14 protein-coding genes, 2 tRNA genes and 1 pseudogene are annotated in these 14,141 nt (G+C 55.8%); 9 read left to right on the top strand and 8 right to left on the bottom strand.

Annotated elements, in window-relative coordinates:
- Positions 1–362 (top strand): annotated as a pseudogene (glyA, locus tag ACR0KX_RS14860) (serine hydroxymethyltransferase); the annotation flags it as partial.
- Between the two features lie 140 nt (positions 363–502).
- Here glyA and ACR0KX_RS14855 read toward each other — a convergent pair.
- Positions 503–877: a hypothetical protein gene (locus ACR0KX_RS14855; RefSeq protein ID WP_170454046.1), complete on the bottom strand. Its 375-nt coding sequence runs from the start codon at positions 875–877 to the stop codon at positions 503–505.
- A gap of 88 nt (positions 878–965) precedes the next feature.
- Here ACR0KX_RS14855 and ACR0KX_RS14850 point away from each other — a divergent pair, with 88 nt between their 5' ends.
- The gene (locus ACR0KX_RS14850) at positions 966–1,724 is read left to right on the top strand and encodes an alpha/beta fold hydrolase (protein WP_170623636.1); all 759 of its coding nucleotides are present in this window, start codon (positions 966–968) and stop codon (positions 1,722–1,724) included.
- Positions 1,725–1,759: 35 nt separating this feature from the next.
- On the opposite strand, the gene ACR0KX_RS14845 is transcribed toward ACR0KX_RS14850, so the two are convergent.
- The 3 genes from ACR0KX_RS14845 to ACR0KX_RS14835 all read right to left on the bottom strand — a co-directional run bounded on the left by ACR0KX_RS14845 (position 1,760) and on the right by ACR0KX_RS14835 (position 5,138).
- Complete coding sequence (locus tag ACR0KX_RS14845; protein ID WP_170454048.1) at positions 1,760–2,137, bottom strand: rhodanese-like domain-containing protein; 378 nt, start codon at positions 2,135–2,137, stop codon at positions 1,760–1,762.
- Positions 2,138–2,270: 133 nt separating this feature from the next.
- A tRNA-Leu gene (locus tag ACR0KX_RS14840) sits at positions 2,271–2,356 on the bottom strand.
- A gap of 139 nt (positions 2,357–2,495) precedes the next feature.
- The gene (locus ACR0KX_RS14835) at positions 2,496–5,138 is read right to left on the bottom strand and encodes an AsmA family protein (RefSeq protein ID WP_170623638.1); all 2,643 of its coding nucleotides are present in this window, start codon (positions 5,136–5,138) and stop codon (positions 2,496–2,498) included.
- Positions 5,139–5,492: 354 nt separating this feature from the next.
- Here ACR0KX_RS14835 and ACR0KX_RS14830 point away from each other — a divergent pair, with 354 nt between their 5' ends.
- The 4 genes from ACR0KX_RS14830 (at position 5,493) to ACR0KX_RS14815 (ending at position 9,139) form a co-directional block, all read left to right on the top strand.
- The gene (locus ACR0KX_RS14830; protein ID WP_170525133.1) at positions 5,493–5,807 is read left to right on the top strand and encodes a potassium channel family protein; all 315 of its coding nucleotides are present in this window, start codon (positions 5,493–5,495) and stop codon (positions 5,805–5,807) included.
- A 185-nt stretch (positions 5,808–5,992) separates the two neighbouring features.
- On the top strand, positions 5,993–7,072 hold the full coding sequence (locus ACR0KX_RS14825) for an AI-2E family transporter (RefSeq protein WP_170623640.1): 1,080 nt from the start codon (positions 5,993–5,995) through the stop codon (positions 7,070–7,072).
- A complete protein-coding gene (locus tag ACR0KX_RS14820; protein ID WP_170623642.1) occupies positions 7,069–8,133 on the top strand; it encodes an HlyD family secretion protein in 1,065 nt (354 codons plus the stop codon). The genes ACR0KX_RS14825 and ACR0KX_RS14820 overlap by 4 nt, the downstream gene beginning before the upstream one ends.
- Positions 8,123–9,139, top strand: a complete 1,017-nt coding sequence (locus tag ACR0KX_RS14815) for a DUF2955 domain-containing protein (protein WP_170623644.1) — start codon at positions 8,123–8,125, stop codon at positions 9,137–9,139. The genes ACR0KX_RS14820 and ACR0KX_RS14815 overlap by 11 nt, the downstream gene beginning before the upstream one ends.
- Positions 9,140–9,249: 110 nt before the next feature.
- On the opposite strand, the gene ACR0KX_RS14810 is transcribed toward ACR0KX_RS14815, so the two are convergent.
- Both ACR0KX_RS14810 and ACR0KX_RS14805 read right to left on the bottom strand, forming a co-directional pair.
- The gene (locus tag ACR0KX_RS14810; protein ID WP_170623645.1) at positions 9,250–10,734 is read right to left on the bottom strand and encodes a BCCT family transporter; all 1,485 of its coding nucleotides are present in this window, start codon (positions 10,732–10,734) and stop codon (positions 9,250–9,252) included.
- Between the two features lie 295 nt (positions 10,735–11,029).
- Positions 11,030–11,105 (bottom strand) — tRNA-Thr (locus ACR0KX_RS14805).
- A gap of 176 nt (positions 11,106–11,281) precedes the next feature.
- On the opposite strand from ACR0KX_RS14805, the gene ACR0KX_RS14800 reads away from it, so the two are divergent.
- Positions 11,282–12,157 carry a hypothetical protein gene (locus ACR0KX_RS14800; RefSeq protein ID WP_170454062.1) on the top strand — a complete coding sequence of 292 codons (876 nt, stop codon included), beginning with the start codon at positions 11,282–11,284 and terminating at the stop codon, positions 12,155–12,157.
- A gap of 6 nt (positions 12,158–12,163) precedes the next feature.
- Here the strand turns inward: ACR0KX_RS14800 and ACR0KX_RS14795 are convergent, their stop codons facing one another.
- Positions 12,164–12,430 carry a DUF2312 domain-containing protein gene (locus ACR0KX_RS14795; RefSeq protein WP_170454064.1) on the bottom strand — a complete coding sequence of 89 codons (267 nt, stop codon included), beginning with the start codon at positions 12,428–12,430 and terminating at the stop codon, positions 12,164–12,166.
- A 154-nt stretch (positions 12,431–12,584) separates the two neighbouring features.
- Between ACR0KX_RS14795 and ACR0KX_RS14790 the strand changes: the two genes are divergently transcribed.
- The gene (locus ACR0KX_RS14790) at positions 12,585–12,803 is read left to right on the top strand and encodes a hypothetical protein (RefSeq protein WP_170454066.1); all 219 of its coding nucleotides are present in this window, start codon (positions 12,585–12,587) and stop codon (positions 12,801–12,803) included.
- A 10-nt stretch (positions 12,804–12,813) separates the two neighbouring features.
- Here ACR0KX_RS14790 and ACR0KX_RS14785 read toward each other — a convergent pair whose 3' ends face one another.
- The gene (locus ACR0KX_RS14785) at positions 12,814–13,029 is read right to left on the bottom strand and encodes a hypothetical protein (protein WP_170454068.1); all 216 of its coding nucleotides are present in this window, start codon (positions 13,027–13,029) and stop codon (positions 12,814–12,816) included.
- A 244-nt stretch (positions 13,030–13,273) separates the two neighbouring features.
- Here ACR0KX_RS14785 and ACR0KX_RS14780 point away from each other — a divergent pair, with 244 nt between their 5' ends.
- Positions 13,274–14,137: an MBL fold metallo-hydrolase gene (locus ACR0KX_RS14780; RefSeq protein ID WP_170623647.1), complete on the top strand. Its 864-nt coding sequence runs from the start codon at positions 13,274–13,276 to the stop codon at positions 14,135–14,137.
- Positions 14,138–14,141: the final 4 nt, after the last annotated feature.

Raw genomic sequence — 14,141 nt, 5'->3', positions numbered from 1 at the left:
GTCTGGACACGGTGACCCACGGCACCGACACCCATGTGGTTCTGGTCGACCTGCGCCCCAAGGGCGTCAAGGGCAACGCCACCGAAAAGGCCCTGGGCCGGGCGCATATCACCTGCAACAAAAACGGCGTGCCGTTTGACCCCGAAAAGCCGACCATCACATCGGGCATCCGTCTGGGCAGCCCTGCGGGCACCACGCGCGGCTTCGGCGAGGTCGAATTCCGCCAGATCGCCGACTGGATCATCGAGGTTGTCGATGGTCTGGCCGCCAACGGCGAAGACGGCAACAGCGCAGTTGAGGCCAAGGTCAAAGCCGAGGTCGCAGACCTTTGCGCCAAGTTCCCCATCTATCCGAATTTGTAATCGGATCGGCTTGGAAAAAGAAAACGGCGCCCAGAACGGGCGCCGTTTTTTTTCAGTAGACGTTCCCGCCCCTTTTGGCATGCATCAAAAATGCGAAGAAAAGGCTAGGGCAAGCGCCGCGCAAAGGACAAAACCTGCGATCAGATCAAGCCGCGCCACAGAAGAAACACCAGAACCAACACGGTCAAAGCCAGCAAGTTGAAGGCCAGACCGCCCAACATGCCGAGGAACCATCCCCAGCGCCGATCCGCCAGATTGATCGCCGTCAGGTGCGACTGAACCTCGTCCGAGGCTTTCGTCAAGGCAGGCGTATCCAGAACGCGGCGCAGTTTGGGGTGCGCCGCCATCTGTTCGGCCCTGGCCAGAATCATCGCCTGTTTGAACACCCGGCGCGGCAAACGGTGTCGGGCGCGGCGGATCGATGCCTCGAGCGTTTTGTCCCGCACACCCAGCTTGGCCCGCAGCAATGCGACGGTTTCCGTGATCCGGTCCTGAATGTCGGTGTCTTGCGCCATGGCCCCTCCTGACGCGCGACACTAGCCTTTGATGCTGTGCGCGACAATGGGGCTGGCTGTTTTGGAGTAAGGGCGGTATCACGCGGCTATGCTGAACACGATCATTCACGGCGAACCCACTGCGCTGCCGCCCCTTATAATCGCTCATGGCTTGTATGGATCGGCCCGGAACTGGGGTGTGATTGCGCGAAGGTTGTCGGATGAACGGCAGGTGATCGCGGTGGATATGCGAAACCATGCGCACAGCTTTTGGGACCCCCGGCACGACTATCCTGCATTGGCCGAGGATATCGCGCAGGTGATCGAAAACGTCGGTGGCCCGGTCGATGTGCTGGGGCATTCCATGGGTGGCAAAGCGGCGATGACGCTGGCCTTGCGGCACGGCGCGCTGGTGCGCAAGCTTGTGGTCGCCGATATCGCCCCGGTCGCCTATGGGCACAGCCAGATTCAGTTCATCGAAGCTATGCGGGCCGTCGATTTTTCAACGATCACCCGCCGGTCAGACGCAGAACAGCAGCTGGCGGATCAAGGCGTTGAAAAAGCACTGCAGAGCTTTTTCACCCAATCGCTGGATGTCGCTGGGAAACGGTGGTTGTTGAACTTGGATGTGCTGGCCGATCAGATGCCAAACATCATGAGCTTTCCAGAGCTGGATGGCGCATGGGATGGCCCTGCCCTGTTTTTGTCGGGTGGCGCGTCGGATTACGTCCTGCCGGAACACCGCGACAAAATCCGAGCGCTATTCCCCGGCGCGCGCTTTGCCAAAATTCCGGGTGCCGGACACTGGCTGCATGCCGAAAAACCGCGCGAGTTCGAAGCCGCCGTCCGGGCGTTTCTGAACGCCTGAATCAATCGCCGTCTGTTGATCGGGCAGGCCACGCTTCATGTGTCTTCGACCTCGCCGCCGCCATTCACCCAGTCGGCGAAACCGCCCAGATTGAACACCTGTTCATAGCCCATATCTTTCAACAGCTTGCCCGCCAAAGCGGCGCGACCGCCGGAGGCGCAATAGATCACAACAGGCCGGTCTTTGCGCATGTTTGGGTCATGAGACTCCAGGCCTTCATCTGCCCGGAATTCGAGCATTCCACGGGGTATATGCACCGCCCCTTTTGCCCGGCCGGTTTTCTGCACCTCAGCAGTGCCGCGAATATCTAACAGTAACGCGCCGTGTTCGATCAGCTCGCGCGCCTTGACCGCATCAACCCGTGGGACGACAGCGTTGGCCGCCGCCATCATGTCTTTCACTGTAACCGGCATATGCACCTCGTGATTTCTTGCCTTCTGCAAAAGGCTAACATGCAAAAACTGGAAGGTGTAGCCTCAAGATCGCTTGGGCTGCGCCGAAAACAGAAGTTGGAACTTGTTGCCAAAGCTCTGATCGAAACAAGATTGGTACCCGCGGCCGGACTCGAACCGGCACGGCGTTTCCGCCTGGAGATTTTAAGTCTCCTGTGTCTACCATTCCACCACGCGGGCATGTCGTGATCAGGGGCGAACCCCGTCCGCCCTCATTACAGGCGCGAATAAATGAAAACAATGCGGTAAGCCAAGGCAATGTGGTAAAATCGCGAGATTTCGAACACGCCCGCGCCCAACTGATTTTTCCACGGCATCGCTACTGCAATTGCAGGATATCCGGAATGCAAAGCTTCCGCTGCGCCGGCATTTGATCCGCACCGTCGGAACGCTTGAGCCGCTTTGGCCCGTCCTTGACCTTGACGTTCGGCTTGGCCAGCGGGCCTTTCAACGTGACCGGCCAAGGGCTGCGCGAAAGCGGCTCGCCTATCTTGCGCGGTTGCAGGTTCAGGTCCAGGGCCTTGTCGGCCATATTGACACCGCCAAAGACGATGACCTGAACCTGATCCGTTTCCAACGTGGTTTGTTTGGTCGAAATGTTGCCGTTGGAAATGCTGAGGGGTGCGCGCAGACATACGATTGGCGCAACCTTCTGCTTTTCCTTTGAAAATACCCAGGGCAAAACGCCCAGCCCTGCCAGATCCAACAACTGCGTTTCGATTGACCCGTCGCGCATGGAAACCGTCGCACTGCCGCTCATCGTGCTGGCAAAGTGTTTGGCGGACTCGGTTCCTCCGGTCACCAAAAAATCTGCATAGATCGTGCCGCTAGCGCCTTTTTTGAAGTTCAGGGTGTGAAGGATGTCGTCCAACTGCCAACCGCCCGCCTTGCCGGTCAGGGTCAGCAGATGCGCCTCATCCGAAAGATCCATCTGCCCACTTACGTCGAACTGTGCCCCGCCATATTCAAATTCCAGCGGACCGGCGCGGAGTTCGTTTTCGTCGAGCGTCAGTTCGCTTTGCAAGCTGCTGACGCCTTTGGCCCCTTCGATATGCCGAAGGTCGATATCAACATCAATATCAATGCCCGACAGAAGAATGGAACGTCCGATGGGTTTCAGCGTCACATCCCTCAATGCGTCGGGTTCATCGGCTTCGGCGCTGGGGTCTTCGACATCCTGCGATGCGCTGCCAAGCTTTCTCAATTGCGCGGCGGCCTGAACGATATCACGCAGTTGATCGATCTTTATCAAGTCACTTTCAATCGTGCCCCGCAGCACAGGATCGCTTGTCGCGTCATCAAGATCGGCCTTCACAAGCAATACGGACTCGGCAAGTTGGACGCTGGCGTTTGCGTTCCAATCAGTGCCTTCACTCACCAAATCGATCCCAAAGCGCGCGCGCCCGGTTTCAACGGGGTCCAGCGACAATGCAGCCATCAGGTCTGCACCGGACGGAACGTCAACATCGATTGCCAGATCCAGATTTTCGAACTTGAGGACATTCTTGACAGTGCCGTGCACCTCAAGGGACCAGACATCTGTTTCGCTCGTCTTGCCATCAAGGTTGGTCAGTGAAAGTTGATTAATGTCCCCGTTCAAATGAAAGTCGCCCGAAAACCGGCCAAGCTGATCGTCTGGCCCCATGAGTTCGGGCGAGATCAAGCTGCTGGCGGGAATATCCATCAGACCTTCGGCCGATACGCCTTGCAATTGCAGCGCGTCATCAACTGATCCATTCAAAATGACAAACGGATCAGCCGGGTTCCCGATCCGCAGATTGATGTTTCCGACCCGCAAAGCACCGTCCGACGTTCTGGAAAGTTCCGAAAATTTGACCGGCGGCGGCCCTTCACCCGCGGTGTCCAACGTGAACCCATTGGTTTTAATGACCATTTGCCGCTGTGGCACCTGCCCCGGCACGCTGTCCATAACCATATCAACCGCAATAAGCTTGAGGTCATAGCGAGATGCCGCAGGGGCCGGTTCCGCATTTTCGGGATAAAGCCGGATGCGAGTTGTCAGCGACACATCTGCGGGGTTCCCCAACTCTCCGATTTGGCCCGTCAGCGAAAGGCTTTGCCCGCCATCCAATTCAGCCAATACGCTCAGATCATCAATCCGGGCTATGCCATCAGCCGATTTGAAGGTTGCCGCCACATTGCCCGACCCTTCCAGCACGCGGTTAAGTTTCAGCACGTCCAGAAGCTGTCCAAGTTCTGCAATCTCTACGGTCGTCTTGACCTGCAACCCGTTCTCTTGGGGGATCTGTTCACCCGAAATCGATATCTGCTCGAAGTCCATCGCCATCTGAAACGGGTCATGCGCTGGGAATGTCCCATTCAGGTCAAACGGCTCGCCATTTAGCGAACCGGTCCCAATGGCAGACGCGGTGTTCGTTCCCTCATCACGCGCCAGCACCAGATCCTTAAGCTGAAGATCCAGATCAAGTCCGTTCAGGCCGTTCTGGTACAGAATGGTGACGTCGGTCAGGTCAACTCGACCATCCGCCAGAATTCCGCCGACAGAGGGTTTCTGAGAGTTCGCAGGCTTTTCGGTTTCCACCGTAGAAAGCGACTGCCAGTTCGTATTTCCGTCTTTGTCGGTGATCAGGTTCAGGTGAATACCCGATATGGCAAGGTTGCTGAGCGACAGCTTGCTGTTCCAAAGATCGCGGGCGGAGATTTCGAACTCAATCGTGTCGATAGCCGCCAAATTCACGTCAGTCCCGGACGAACCGGGAAGCACCAGCCCCGCCGCCGAGACCTGCAGTTGCCGACCAAGGCCCAAACGCACCTCGTCCTCGATCAAGACGTCCTGACCAAGTTTTTTGGAGATCAGGTTTTCAACGAAACCGGTCCTAAGCGAAGAAAACAGCGCCGAGGACAGGAACAGCCAAGCCGCCAAAACAGCAACAAACGCGATCGCGCAGCAAATCAAAACGCCTTTGAAAATCAAACGCACGTTCTACTCCTTTGGTTTCGATGCACTGTGTGGCCGGGCCAATTCCACGTGCGACACTTGAATACGCGGCTCTGCTGATGTTCTGAGAACTGGGCGCACCTGAGGGATAAGTTGCCAATTTCCAGTGACTTAATCAAACAGGAATCAACTTCGGTTCGCGTGAACAGTTGCGCTGTCGTGATGCCGGGCGGCCCAGTACCAAAAAAACGGGAACACCCGCCCTTTTGGGATTTTTTGAAAACGAACAGTCATTTTATGCGCGATCTTTCTGACGGTTCTGACGGCCAACTCGTCCCGGTTTTTCATATCATCAAATTAATGATATATACGATTTCCAATATATATGAGGGACCAATGAACTCACTGAAAAGAATTACACGGGGCATAGGCGTCGCGTTTCGGGACGGCCGGGTCAAAAGCCTGCTTGCTTTCACGCTTGGAATGATCCTCTGGGCATCCGTTTTTTACCACTATGTTGAAGGCTGGAGCTGGCTGGATTCCATCTACTTTTCTGTCGTGACAATCTCGACCGTAGGGTTTGGTGATTTTTCCCCTCAGACTGCGGCGGGGAAGATCTTTACGATGGCCTATATCATCGTAGGTCTGGGCATCTTTGTGGCTACGGCGACGACAATCGCAAACACGATCCTGTCTCAGGACGACGAATAGTCACCCAAAAAAATCCATGGGATTCAAACGCAGCAAGGTCGCCTGAAGGTTGGACTTTATTGATTAGGCTGATCGCCGTCCAAGGCGGCGCAAAGGTCCAAATTACGACCAAAGCCCGGAATTCACAAAAGATATTCATATTAAGTTTTTTGAGTGTATTGTTAACAAAGGAACGGAGGGATGGAATGGAAAAGACACAGGACGCCAAGATCGTCGATCTCGCAATACGTTTGATCTTTCTCGGGTTATTCCTTTACAGCGCGTTGGTAATGGTCGCCCCGCTGGCGAGTGTGGTGATCTGGGCCACGATCCTTTGTGTGGCGCTTTACCCGGTATTCGATTGGCTACAGTCCAAGCTGGGCGGGCGAAAGTCGCTTGCCGCAACGATCCTGGTTTTGCTGGGCCTTGTGCTGACCTTGGGGCCGATTGCAACTGCGGTGTCGGGGGCTGCTGAACTTGGGTCCGAGTTTGCCGAACAGGCTGACAGCGGCGAATTGGAAATTCCACCTGCCCCGGACAGCATCAAGGACTTGCCTCTGATCGGAGAAAGAATTGCCGAAGTCTGGGGGTTGTTTGAACGAAATCTGGATGGTGCGCTTGCAAAATACGGGGCACAGATTCTCGAGATCACAAAATCGCTGTTCGGAAAGGTTCTGGGCATCGGAATCGGGTTGTTGGGTCTTGCCCTTTCGGTGTTGATCATGGGGGGCTTGTTCAGCCCCGGACCGACTTTGGTGCAAGGTCTTCAGCGCTTTGCCAACCGGGTGTTCGCACCGCGAGGCGGCGAATTCGTGACGCTGGCGGGGGCGACGATCCGGAATGTGACCAAAGGTGTCATCGGTGTTGCAGCCATTCAGGCCGTGGTTGTCTGGATTTTGCTGGCACTGTTCGGGATTTCTTCTGCTGCGACACTGGCATTCATTTGCCTGATCCTCTCGATCATCCAGATCGGGCCGGGATTGGTTCTGTTACCGGTCATCATCTACGCGTGGAGTTCGATGTCAGGTGGTGCGGCCCTGGCATTCACCATTCTGGCCATTCCCACGACGGTAATGGACAGCTTCCTGCGGCCCGTCTTCATCTCAAAAGGTCTCGAAACGCCAATACTGGTGATCCTGATCGGTGTTCTCGGCGGCATGATGGCCTATGGATTGATCGGCATCTTCATGGGACCGGTTCTGTTTGCCGTTTTCTACGAACTGTTCAAGGTTTGGATCGATGCCTCGCCGGAAGGCAATGACGCCGCGGACGGAGCGGCGCAATGAGGAAGACAATATGGACGACGCTGGCCGTCATTTTGGTTCTTCTCGTCTGGTATCTGGTTGCTGATCGAAAAACGCCATTTACGGGAAACGCCAGGGTCAAGGCCGTTGCAACCCAGATCGTCCCGCAAGTCACCGGAACGGTGATCGAGGTTTTGGTCGAAAATGGTCAGGTCGTCTCGGCCGGTGATGTACTGGTTCGGATCGACCCCAGACCATACGAAATTGACCGCGACAAAGCCGAAGCGGACCTGGAAGCCGCAACACAAGAGGTTGGCGCTTCGTCGGCAGAGGTCAGCGCCGCTCAGGCCAAACTGGCACGGGCGCAAAGTGATCTGGACACCATGCGCATCCAGACAGAACGCGTTTTTGCGCTTGAAAAGAAAGGGCTGATTGCCGTTTCGAAAGCAGATGATGCGCGGGGGCAACTGGCCGAATCCGAGGCGAATTTTGAAAACGCCAAAGCAGATCTGGAGAAAGCCAAGCAGAGGCTCGGCGACGAGGGTATTGAAAACCCAAAGATTCAGCGCGCGTTGGCCGCGTTGGCGGATGCAGAACTTAACCTTGAATGGACGGAACTGCGCGCCCCGGCGACTGGCGTGATCTCAAATCTGCTGATCGCACCGGGAACCTATGCCCGGTCCGGGCAGGACCTGCTGACCTTTCTGGATGCGACGGATGTCTGGATCGAGGCGTATTTTACCGAAAACAACCTGGGCCGGGCGTCCGTTGGATCGCCTGTAGATGTGGTGCTGGACATGCATCCCGGCAAAATTGTTCCAGGCGTCATCGAAAGCTTCAGCGCAGCCGTTTCCCTAAGCGGCGGCGACACACCCGGACAGTTGGCCAGCCCCCCAAGCACCAAGGGGTTTCTTCGCGAACCCGAGCGCTTCCCGGTCCGTATCGTGCTGCCGGGTTACGAGGCCGGAAGCACCGAGGATGACTTGCGCTTTCAGCTCAACGGGCAAGCCGACGTGATCATGTACCTCAGCGACAGTTCTCTGCTGAACGCGGTGGGCCGCGCCTACATTCGCGTGGTTTCGATCCTGTCCTATGCGTACTGAGGATCGGCGCGCAGTACACAGACTTGCGCTGGGTGTAACTGGCGTCTTCGCGCTGGGGCTTTTTCTGGGGTGGCCTCTGGCCGTTGTCGGGGCCGTGTTCACGGCCCTGTTTCTTCAGGCCCCAGCCGCTTTGCCACTGGCGGCCTTCGCGAAGCTGTTTGTCTTCTCGATTGGGTTGATGTTCATTTCCTTCCTTTTGTCATCGACCTTCGCGCCCTATCCGGTGGTTTTCCTCATTCTGGTGGCCATCGGGATTATCCTGTCGTTCATTTGGTCGGTTTCCGGCGCAGGTGTTCTGCCCGGAGTCATCGCGCTGATGGGGGCATTGATGATCCCCAACCTTGCGCTGCAATCCCAGGATCTGGCTTTGGTGCTAGTATTCTGGATACCACTGAACCTGCTGTTTGCAGGGTTCGTTTCGACATTGATGTTTGTGGTGATACCAGCCGCACCCCAGACAGCGGCCGAGAAAAAAGCAGCATCCCCAACTGACTTTGACCCGCACCGCCGGATTGTCAGAATGTCGGTTGTCACGGTTCCATTTGCCTTGGCGTTTTTCGTGTCCGGCGCATCGGCGTTGCTGGTTCTGTTCTTTGTGGCACTTCTCAGCCAGCAGCTGGCGGCAATGCCTGCCGCGGGCAAAACCGTGGCCAAGGCAATGCTGACGGCAAACCTGCTGGGTGCGGCAGTGTCGATCCTTTGCTATGAAATCAACGTCATCGCCCCGATTATTCTGACGCCAATTCTGCTGTGCTTTTTCTTCTGCATAACGCTTGGAGCACTCGGAAAATCTCAGGCTACGCTCGCCGCCGCGGCAGGCTCGGCGTTGACAACGGTGCTGATCGTCTATGGTGGATCAATCTCTCCGTTTTCGGATGAGGCCGACGTCAAAAGCATCACCCGCGTTTTGCAAGTCGCCAGTGCTGCGATTTTTGTGATCGTTGCCTATGTCGTGGTGGATGAGTTCTGGCCGGAAAAGAAACGACAGATGTCGACAAGCACCTGACGGGGTGTTGCCTGCCGTCCTTAATCAAACGCGATAAAGCGCCAGCCAGATCAGAAAGCCGATATACACAAAAACGGTAACGTTCAGAACCGTATCGACAATTGTGCCAGTCATTTCGAAACCTCCTTTGACAGAGACTTGAGAAGGCAAATCACCAGAATCGGTACGATAAAAACAAAGGCGATGGCTGAAAGCGCGATGATCGACCGGACCAGAGAAACGTCATTCACAAAGATCATGGCCAGACCAAGGGCCCCAAGCACCGCGCCCCAGATCGTGCGAATGCCGGGCGACGGGTTTTCGTCCCCGCCTGTTCCAATCATTGCAAGCGTAAAGCCCGCGCTGACAACGCTGGTCACAACAAACAGGAACGCCGCTGCAATTGTCGCCAACTGCGTCACATATTGCAGGGGAAACTGTTGAAGCAACGCAAAGGTCGTCGCATCAAGGCTTTGGTCGTTGACCTCCAACAACTGTCCGTTTCCTTGCAGCACGTCGAAAATGCCGATCCCGCCGAAAACACCGAACCAAAAGATTGAAAACAGCGTTGGCGCAATAATGACGCCGGTCAAAAACTCTCGGATCGTTCGCCCGCGTGAAATTCTGGCAATGAAGATGCCCACAAACGGGGACCATGCCAGCCACCAGATCATGTAATTCAGTGTCCAGTCCTGGAACCAGGTCGATATGGTTTGGTCGAAAAACTCGGTTGTCGAAAACCCGGCGGGAAGGACGTTGAAAACATACCGCCCAAACCCTGAAACGATCGTGTTCATTGCAAAAGACGTGGGCCCGACAACCAACAGAAAGACCAACAGGATGATCGCGATACTCATCGCCAGATTTGACAGCTTGGACATCCCCTCGCCCAGATCCCGTCTGAGCGGGATAAGGAAGGCAACGCACATGACGACAAAGATGAGCGCTGTCAGGTAAAACGAGTTGGGTATTCCTAGCACCCCGGCCAAACCCGTCTGGATTTGAAACACGCCCATGGCCAAGGAACCCGCCAAGCCGACTGCAATGGCAACAACCGACAAGAAATCGAACACCCAAGCCAATGCACGGGTCCACGCCCTGTCTCCGTACACATCCAACACTGGCGCGCTCAGCAATAATGAGCGTTCCCGTCGAAAGGCGAAATAGGCAATGATCAACCCGACGACCCCGTATATCGCCCAGGCGTGAAAACCCCAGTTCAGATAGGTGACAAAGATAGCCTGACTTGCCGCTTGCGGATCAGGACTGAACCGGCGAATGACCGAGAAATGCGTCAGCGGCTCGGATGCGCCAAAAAACAGCAACCCAACCCCCATACCCGCCGCAAAAAGCATCGCAATCCACGCGGGCGTAGAAAACTCGGGCTCGGATCCTTCAGGGCCAATTCTGATCGAGCCGAACTTGGAGAATGCAAGATAGATCGCCAGCAACAAAAGCGCGCTGGCTTCGAGCATGATAAACCAGCCTCGGCTTTCGAACTGCACCGCCACGATGCTGGCCGAGACGGACCCCAAGCCTTGAGGGTCAATAATCCCCCATATGGCAATCCCGCTGCTCACCAGCAGCGCGGAAACAAGTAGAGCGTTGATTTTCATCGCTTAACACACTGAATAACTGCGTCTGTGGTAGCACCGTACTCACAAATCATCTGTGCTCAAAGCTGCAAAATTTGGACGGCGTTGCGAGGCGACCGACCTTAATCAAGCGGGTTAGTGGCACAGATTTCCAAAAACACGCGCGGCAGACCTGACTGCGGTGTCAATCGTACGGATGCAGCGGCTTGTTGTTCACACTATAATCACTTTTGAATATCAAAACTGTCTGCAATTTACCCCCATTTTAGGGATGGCAGTCCATTGAAATCATGTAAATGGTTCTGAGGCGTGATAGTGGTGCCCCCACACGGACTCGAACCGCGGACCTACTGATTACAAATCAGTTGCTCTACCAGCTGAGCTATAGGGGCACTGGCTGCCGATTACTGCCTTCGGAACAGGACTGCAAGTCGGAATTTCAGCATTCGGTTGGGGATTGCCGAAATTTCTGCGATTGTGTGAAACTCAACCTATCGAAGCGGCGGGCTTCGTTCTATGTGATGCGGGTCGAGGAACGCTTGGCAAAACCTTTGGGCGTAAGGAAAATATGCAGGTAGTCATTCACGCTGGGGTCGCCTTCACGGATGAAGGGCAATTGCTGGACTCGCTGGTCGCCAACAAAGGCGTCATCACTCAGACCGGGGCTTTTCCGCTGGGGCCGCGCAAGTGTCGGCATTTTGAAAGGATTATGTCGGATTCGATCCTGAAAAACCTGCCTCTCGCCGACACCCGGGATCAGTTGCGGGCGCTTCTGCCAGATACCTCGGGTTTCGGGCGTTTGATCGTGTCCAGCGAGAAATTCTTTGGCCCGATCAAGACTGCCTTGCAACATGGCCAGATGTATCCGTTTGCCGGACGGCGCATTGCATACTCGCAAGAGGTTCTGGAAGGGGCAGAGGTCGAGGTTTTTGCCGGGCTGATGAACCCGGGATCGTTCATTCCGAAGATTCTGACGGCAATGGACCCTGACCGCGCGCGGTCAATTCTGGACACCACGGACCTGAGCTGCCTGAGCTGGGTCAGCATGATCGAAGACCTGAGCGACCTGGCGCCCAACGTGAAGATCACGCTGTGGGAAAACGAGGACACACCCCTGATCTGGGGCGACATCGTGCGTGCCATGGCCGGTTTGGGGAATGACGTTGCGATAAAGGGCGAGCATACGCTGCTGGCCTCTTTGTTGACCGAGCAAGGCAAACACCAGCTTCTGCCGCTGATCCAACAGGAACAATCGGGGGCCAGGCTTGCCTCGCGCGATGAGTTGATCGCCTTGTTTGAAGACTATGCGCAGCCCGACCAGATCGAAGAGGAACTGGATCTGCCGGGCTGGAACGCAGATATCGTCAGCGCGTTTTCAGAACTTTACGCGCAGGATATGGCGAAAATCCGAACCCTGCCAAACATTCGGGTTCTGGACGTCTAGGCCGGGTTACATCCCCAGCGCTTCCTTATACATCTCCAGAACCGCTTCTTCTTCGGCGATGTCGTCTTTGTCGCGCTTGCGCAGCGCGATCACTTTGCGCATGACCTTGGTGTCATAGCCACGGGCCTTGGCCTCGGCCATCACTTCTTTCTGCTGTTCGGCGATGTCCTTCTTTTCGGCATCCAGACGCTCGAACCGCTCGATAAACTGGCGCAATTCGCCAGCGGTTACGCGGTAATTTGCGGTGGCCTGATCTTCGGTCATATCTTCCATCGACGTCTTTCCCTAAGGCTTGAATTGGATGCAGTTACCTCGCGGATACATCGGGTCCGCGCAGGTCGCAAGCACCCAATCCGTCACCGGGCTTGTCTGTGCCGGTGCGATCCAGTAAGCGCAGGTTCAATTCGCAGCAACTTTTTGGGGCGCCATGTTTGAAGTCATCACCTGGGGCGGGGCCGCCCTGTCACTGGCCGGGCTTGCCGGACTGGTCTGGTGCATTCTGCGCGTGATGAAGGCGCGCAAGGCCGGATTGTCAGATGATGAATTGCGTGCCGTGGTTCAGGGCGTTCTGCCATGGAACCTGGGGTCCCTGTTTCTGTCCGTGATTGGCTTGATGCTGGTCATCCTCGGGATCTCCTTCGGATGACCGCCCGGCGCTAGATCGGCATATTGTCGAACCGCGCTTCCATTGCATCTTCGCACAAAGCGGAATCCAACCGACGCAGGCGGGATGGAACATGCATGCCCTGTCGGCGCATATGATCGACAATCTTGCTGACACTTGGTTGCAGAGCCAGACGCGTATCCAGGCACGCGTTTTCCAGCTTTTGTTCAAGCTTCTCGACTTCGGAATAGATGGATTTCGGTTCCATATCGCTCCTCCCCAGTGATGCCAGTATCTCCGATATAGGTAACGGGATTAAGACCGGAACAGATTACTCTGATACTGTGCGGAAACCCGCCGGAGAGTCCGTCAATTTCGGCAATCCGGCGCGGTACGGTTAAAGTTTAAGCCAAATTAATCAAACCTGCCTTGACGGACATCAAAAACCAAATCGGATATTGCAACACATTCCATGGTCAATATATGAAGTATGGACAGGAGCGGAGGACCCCATGACCCCAAATGTGAAAGCGTTTTTTGACGATCAAACCTTCACGGTGTCCTATGTGGTGAACGAACCCGATGGAGCGGCCTGTGCCATCATCGACAGTGTTCTGGATTTTGACCACGCATCCGGTCGTACCACGACCAAATCGGCGGATGAGATTATCGACTACGTCCGGTCCCAGGGGCTCAGGACCGAATGGATCCTGGAAAGCCATGTGCATGCCGACCATCTTTCGGCGGCCCCCTACTTGCAGGATAAGCTTGGCGGAAAGATCGGAATTGGCGACCAGATCGTGACCGTGCAGGACACCTTCGGCAAAGTTTTCAACGAAGGGACCGAGTTTCAGCGGGATGGCAGCCAGTTCGACGCCCTGTTTGCGGAAGGCGACAGCTTTCACATCGGGCAGATGCGCGGCGACGTGCTGCACACGCCGGGTCATACGCCTGCCTGTTTGACCTATGTGATCGGGGATGCGGCCTTTGTCGGGGATACGCTGTTCATGCCCGATTTCGGCACCGCGCGATGCGATTTTCCGGGCGGTTCCTCATCTACGCTATATGCCTCAATCCAAAAGATCCTGTCTTTGCCCGATGATACTCGCGTTTACGTCGGACACGATTACAAAGCCCCCGGGCGCGATGAATTTGCCTGGGAAACCACGGTGGGTGAGCAGAAGGCGCTGAACATCCACATCGGCCAGGGGCGCAGCATCGAAGAGTTTGTCGAAATGCGGGATGCGCGCGACGCGACATTGGCAATGCCGCGCCTGATCCTGCCGTCTTTGCAGGTCAACATGCGCGCAGGTCAGATGCCGCCGGCAGATGAACAGGGCGATGTGATGCTGAAGCTGCCGATCAACAAGCTTTAACAAA

Source organism: Ruegeria sp. BG5 (genome assembly GCF_056538425.1).
Note: the sequence above shows the minus strand (reverse complement) of the source record. Positions and strands in the feature narration are given on the sequence as shown.

Bases quoted from the DNA above. Each gene is read 5' to 3' on its own strand.
- ACR0KX_RS14795 (WP_170454064.1), bottom strand. From the start codon at position 12,430: ATGGAAGATATGACCGAAGATCAGGCCACCGCAAATTACCGCGTAACC.
- ACR0KX_RS14780 (WP_170623647.1), top strand. From the start codon at position 13,274: ATGACCCCAAATGTGAAAGCGTTTTTTGACGATCAAACCTTCACGGTG.
- ACR0KX_RS14815 (WP_170623644.1), top strand. From the start codon at position 8,123: ATGCGTACTGAGGATCGGCGCGCAGTACACAGACTTGCGCTGGGTGTA.
- ACR0KX_RS14790 (WP_170454066.1), top strand. From the start codon at position 12,585: ATGTTTGAAGTCATCACCTGGGGCGGGGCCGCCCTGTCACTGGCCGGG.
- ACR0KX_RS14855 (WP_170454046.1), bottom strand. From the start codon at position 877: ATGGCGCAAGACACCGACATTCAGGACCGGATCACGGAAACCGTCGCA.
- ACR0KX_RS14830 (WP_170525133.1), top strand. From the start codon at position 5,493: ATGAACTCACTGAAAAGAATTACACGGGGCATAGGCGTCGCGTTTCGG.
- ACR0KX_RS14800 (WP_170454062.1), top strand. From the start codon at position 11,282: ATGCAGGTAGTCATTCACGCTGGGGTCGCCTTCACGGATGAAGGGCAA.
- ACR0KX_RS14825 (WP_170623640.1), top strand. From the start codon at position 5,993: ATGGAAAAGACACAGGACGCCAAGATCGTCGATCTCGCAATACGTTTG.
- ACR0KX_RS14845 (WP_170454048.1), bottom strand. From the start codon at position 2,137: ATGCCGGTTACAGTGAAAGACATGATGGCGGCGGCCAACGCTGTCGTC.
- ACR0KX_RS14820 (WP_170623642.1), top strand. From the start codon at position 7,069: ATGAGGAAGACAATATGGACGACGCTGGCCGTCATTTTGGTTCTTCTC.
- ACR0KX_RS14785 (WP_170454068.1), bottom strand. From the start codon at position 13,029: ATGGAACCGAAATCCATCTATTCCGAAGTCGAGAAGCTTGAACAAAAG.
- ACR0KX_RS14810 (WP_170623645.1), bottom strand. From the start codon at position 10,734: ATGAAAATCAACGCTCTACTTGTTTCCGCGCTGCTGGTGAGCAGCGGG.
- ACR0KX_RS14850 (WP_170623636.1), top strand. From the start codon at position 966: ATGCTGAACACGATCATTCACGGCGAACCCACTGCGCTGCCGCCCCTT.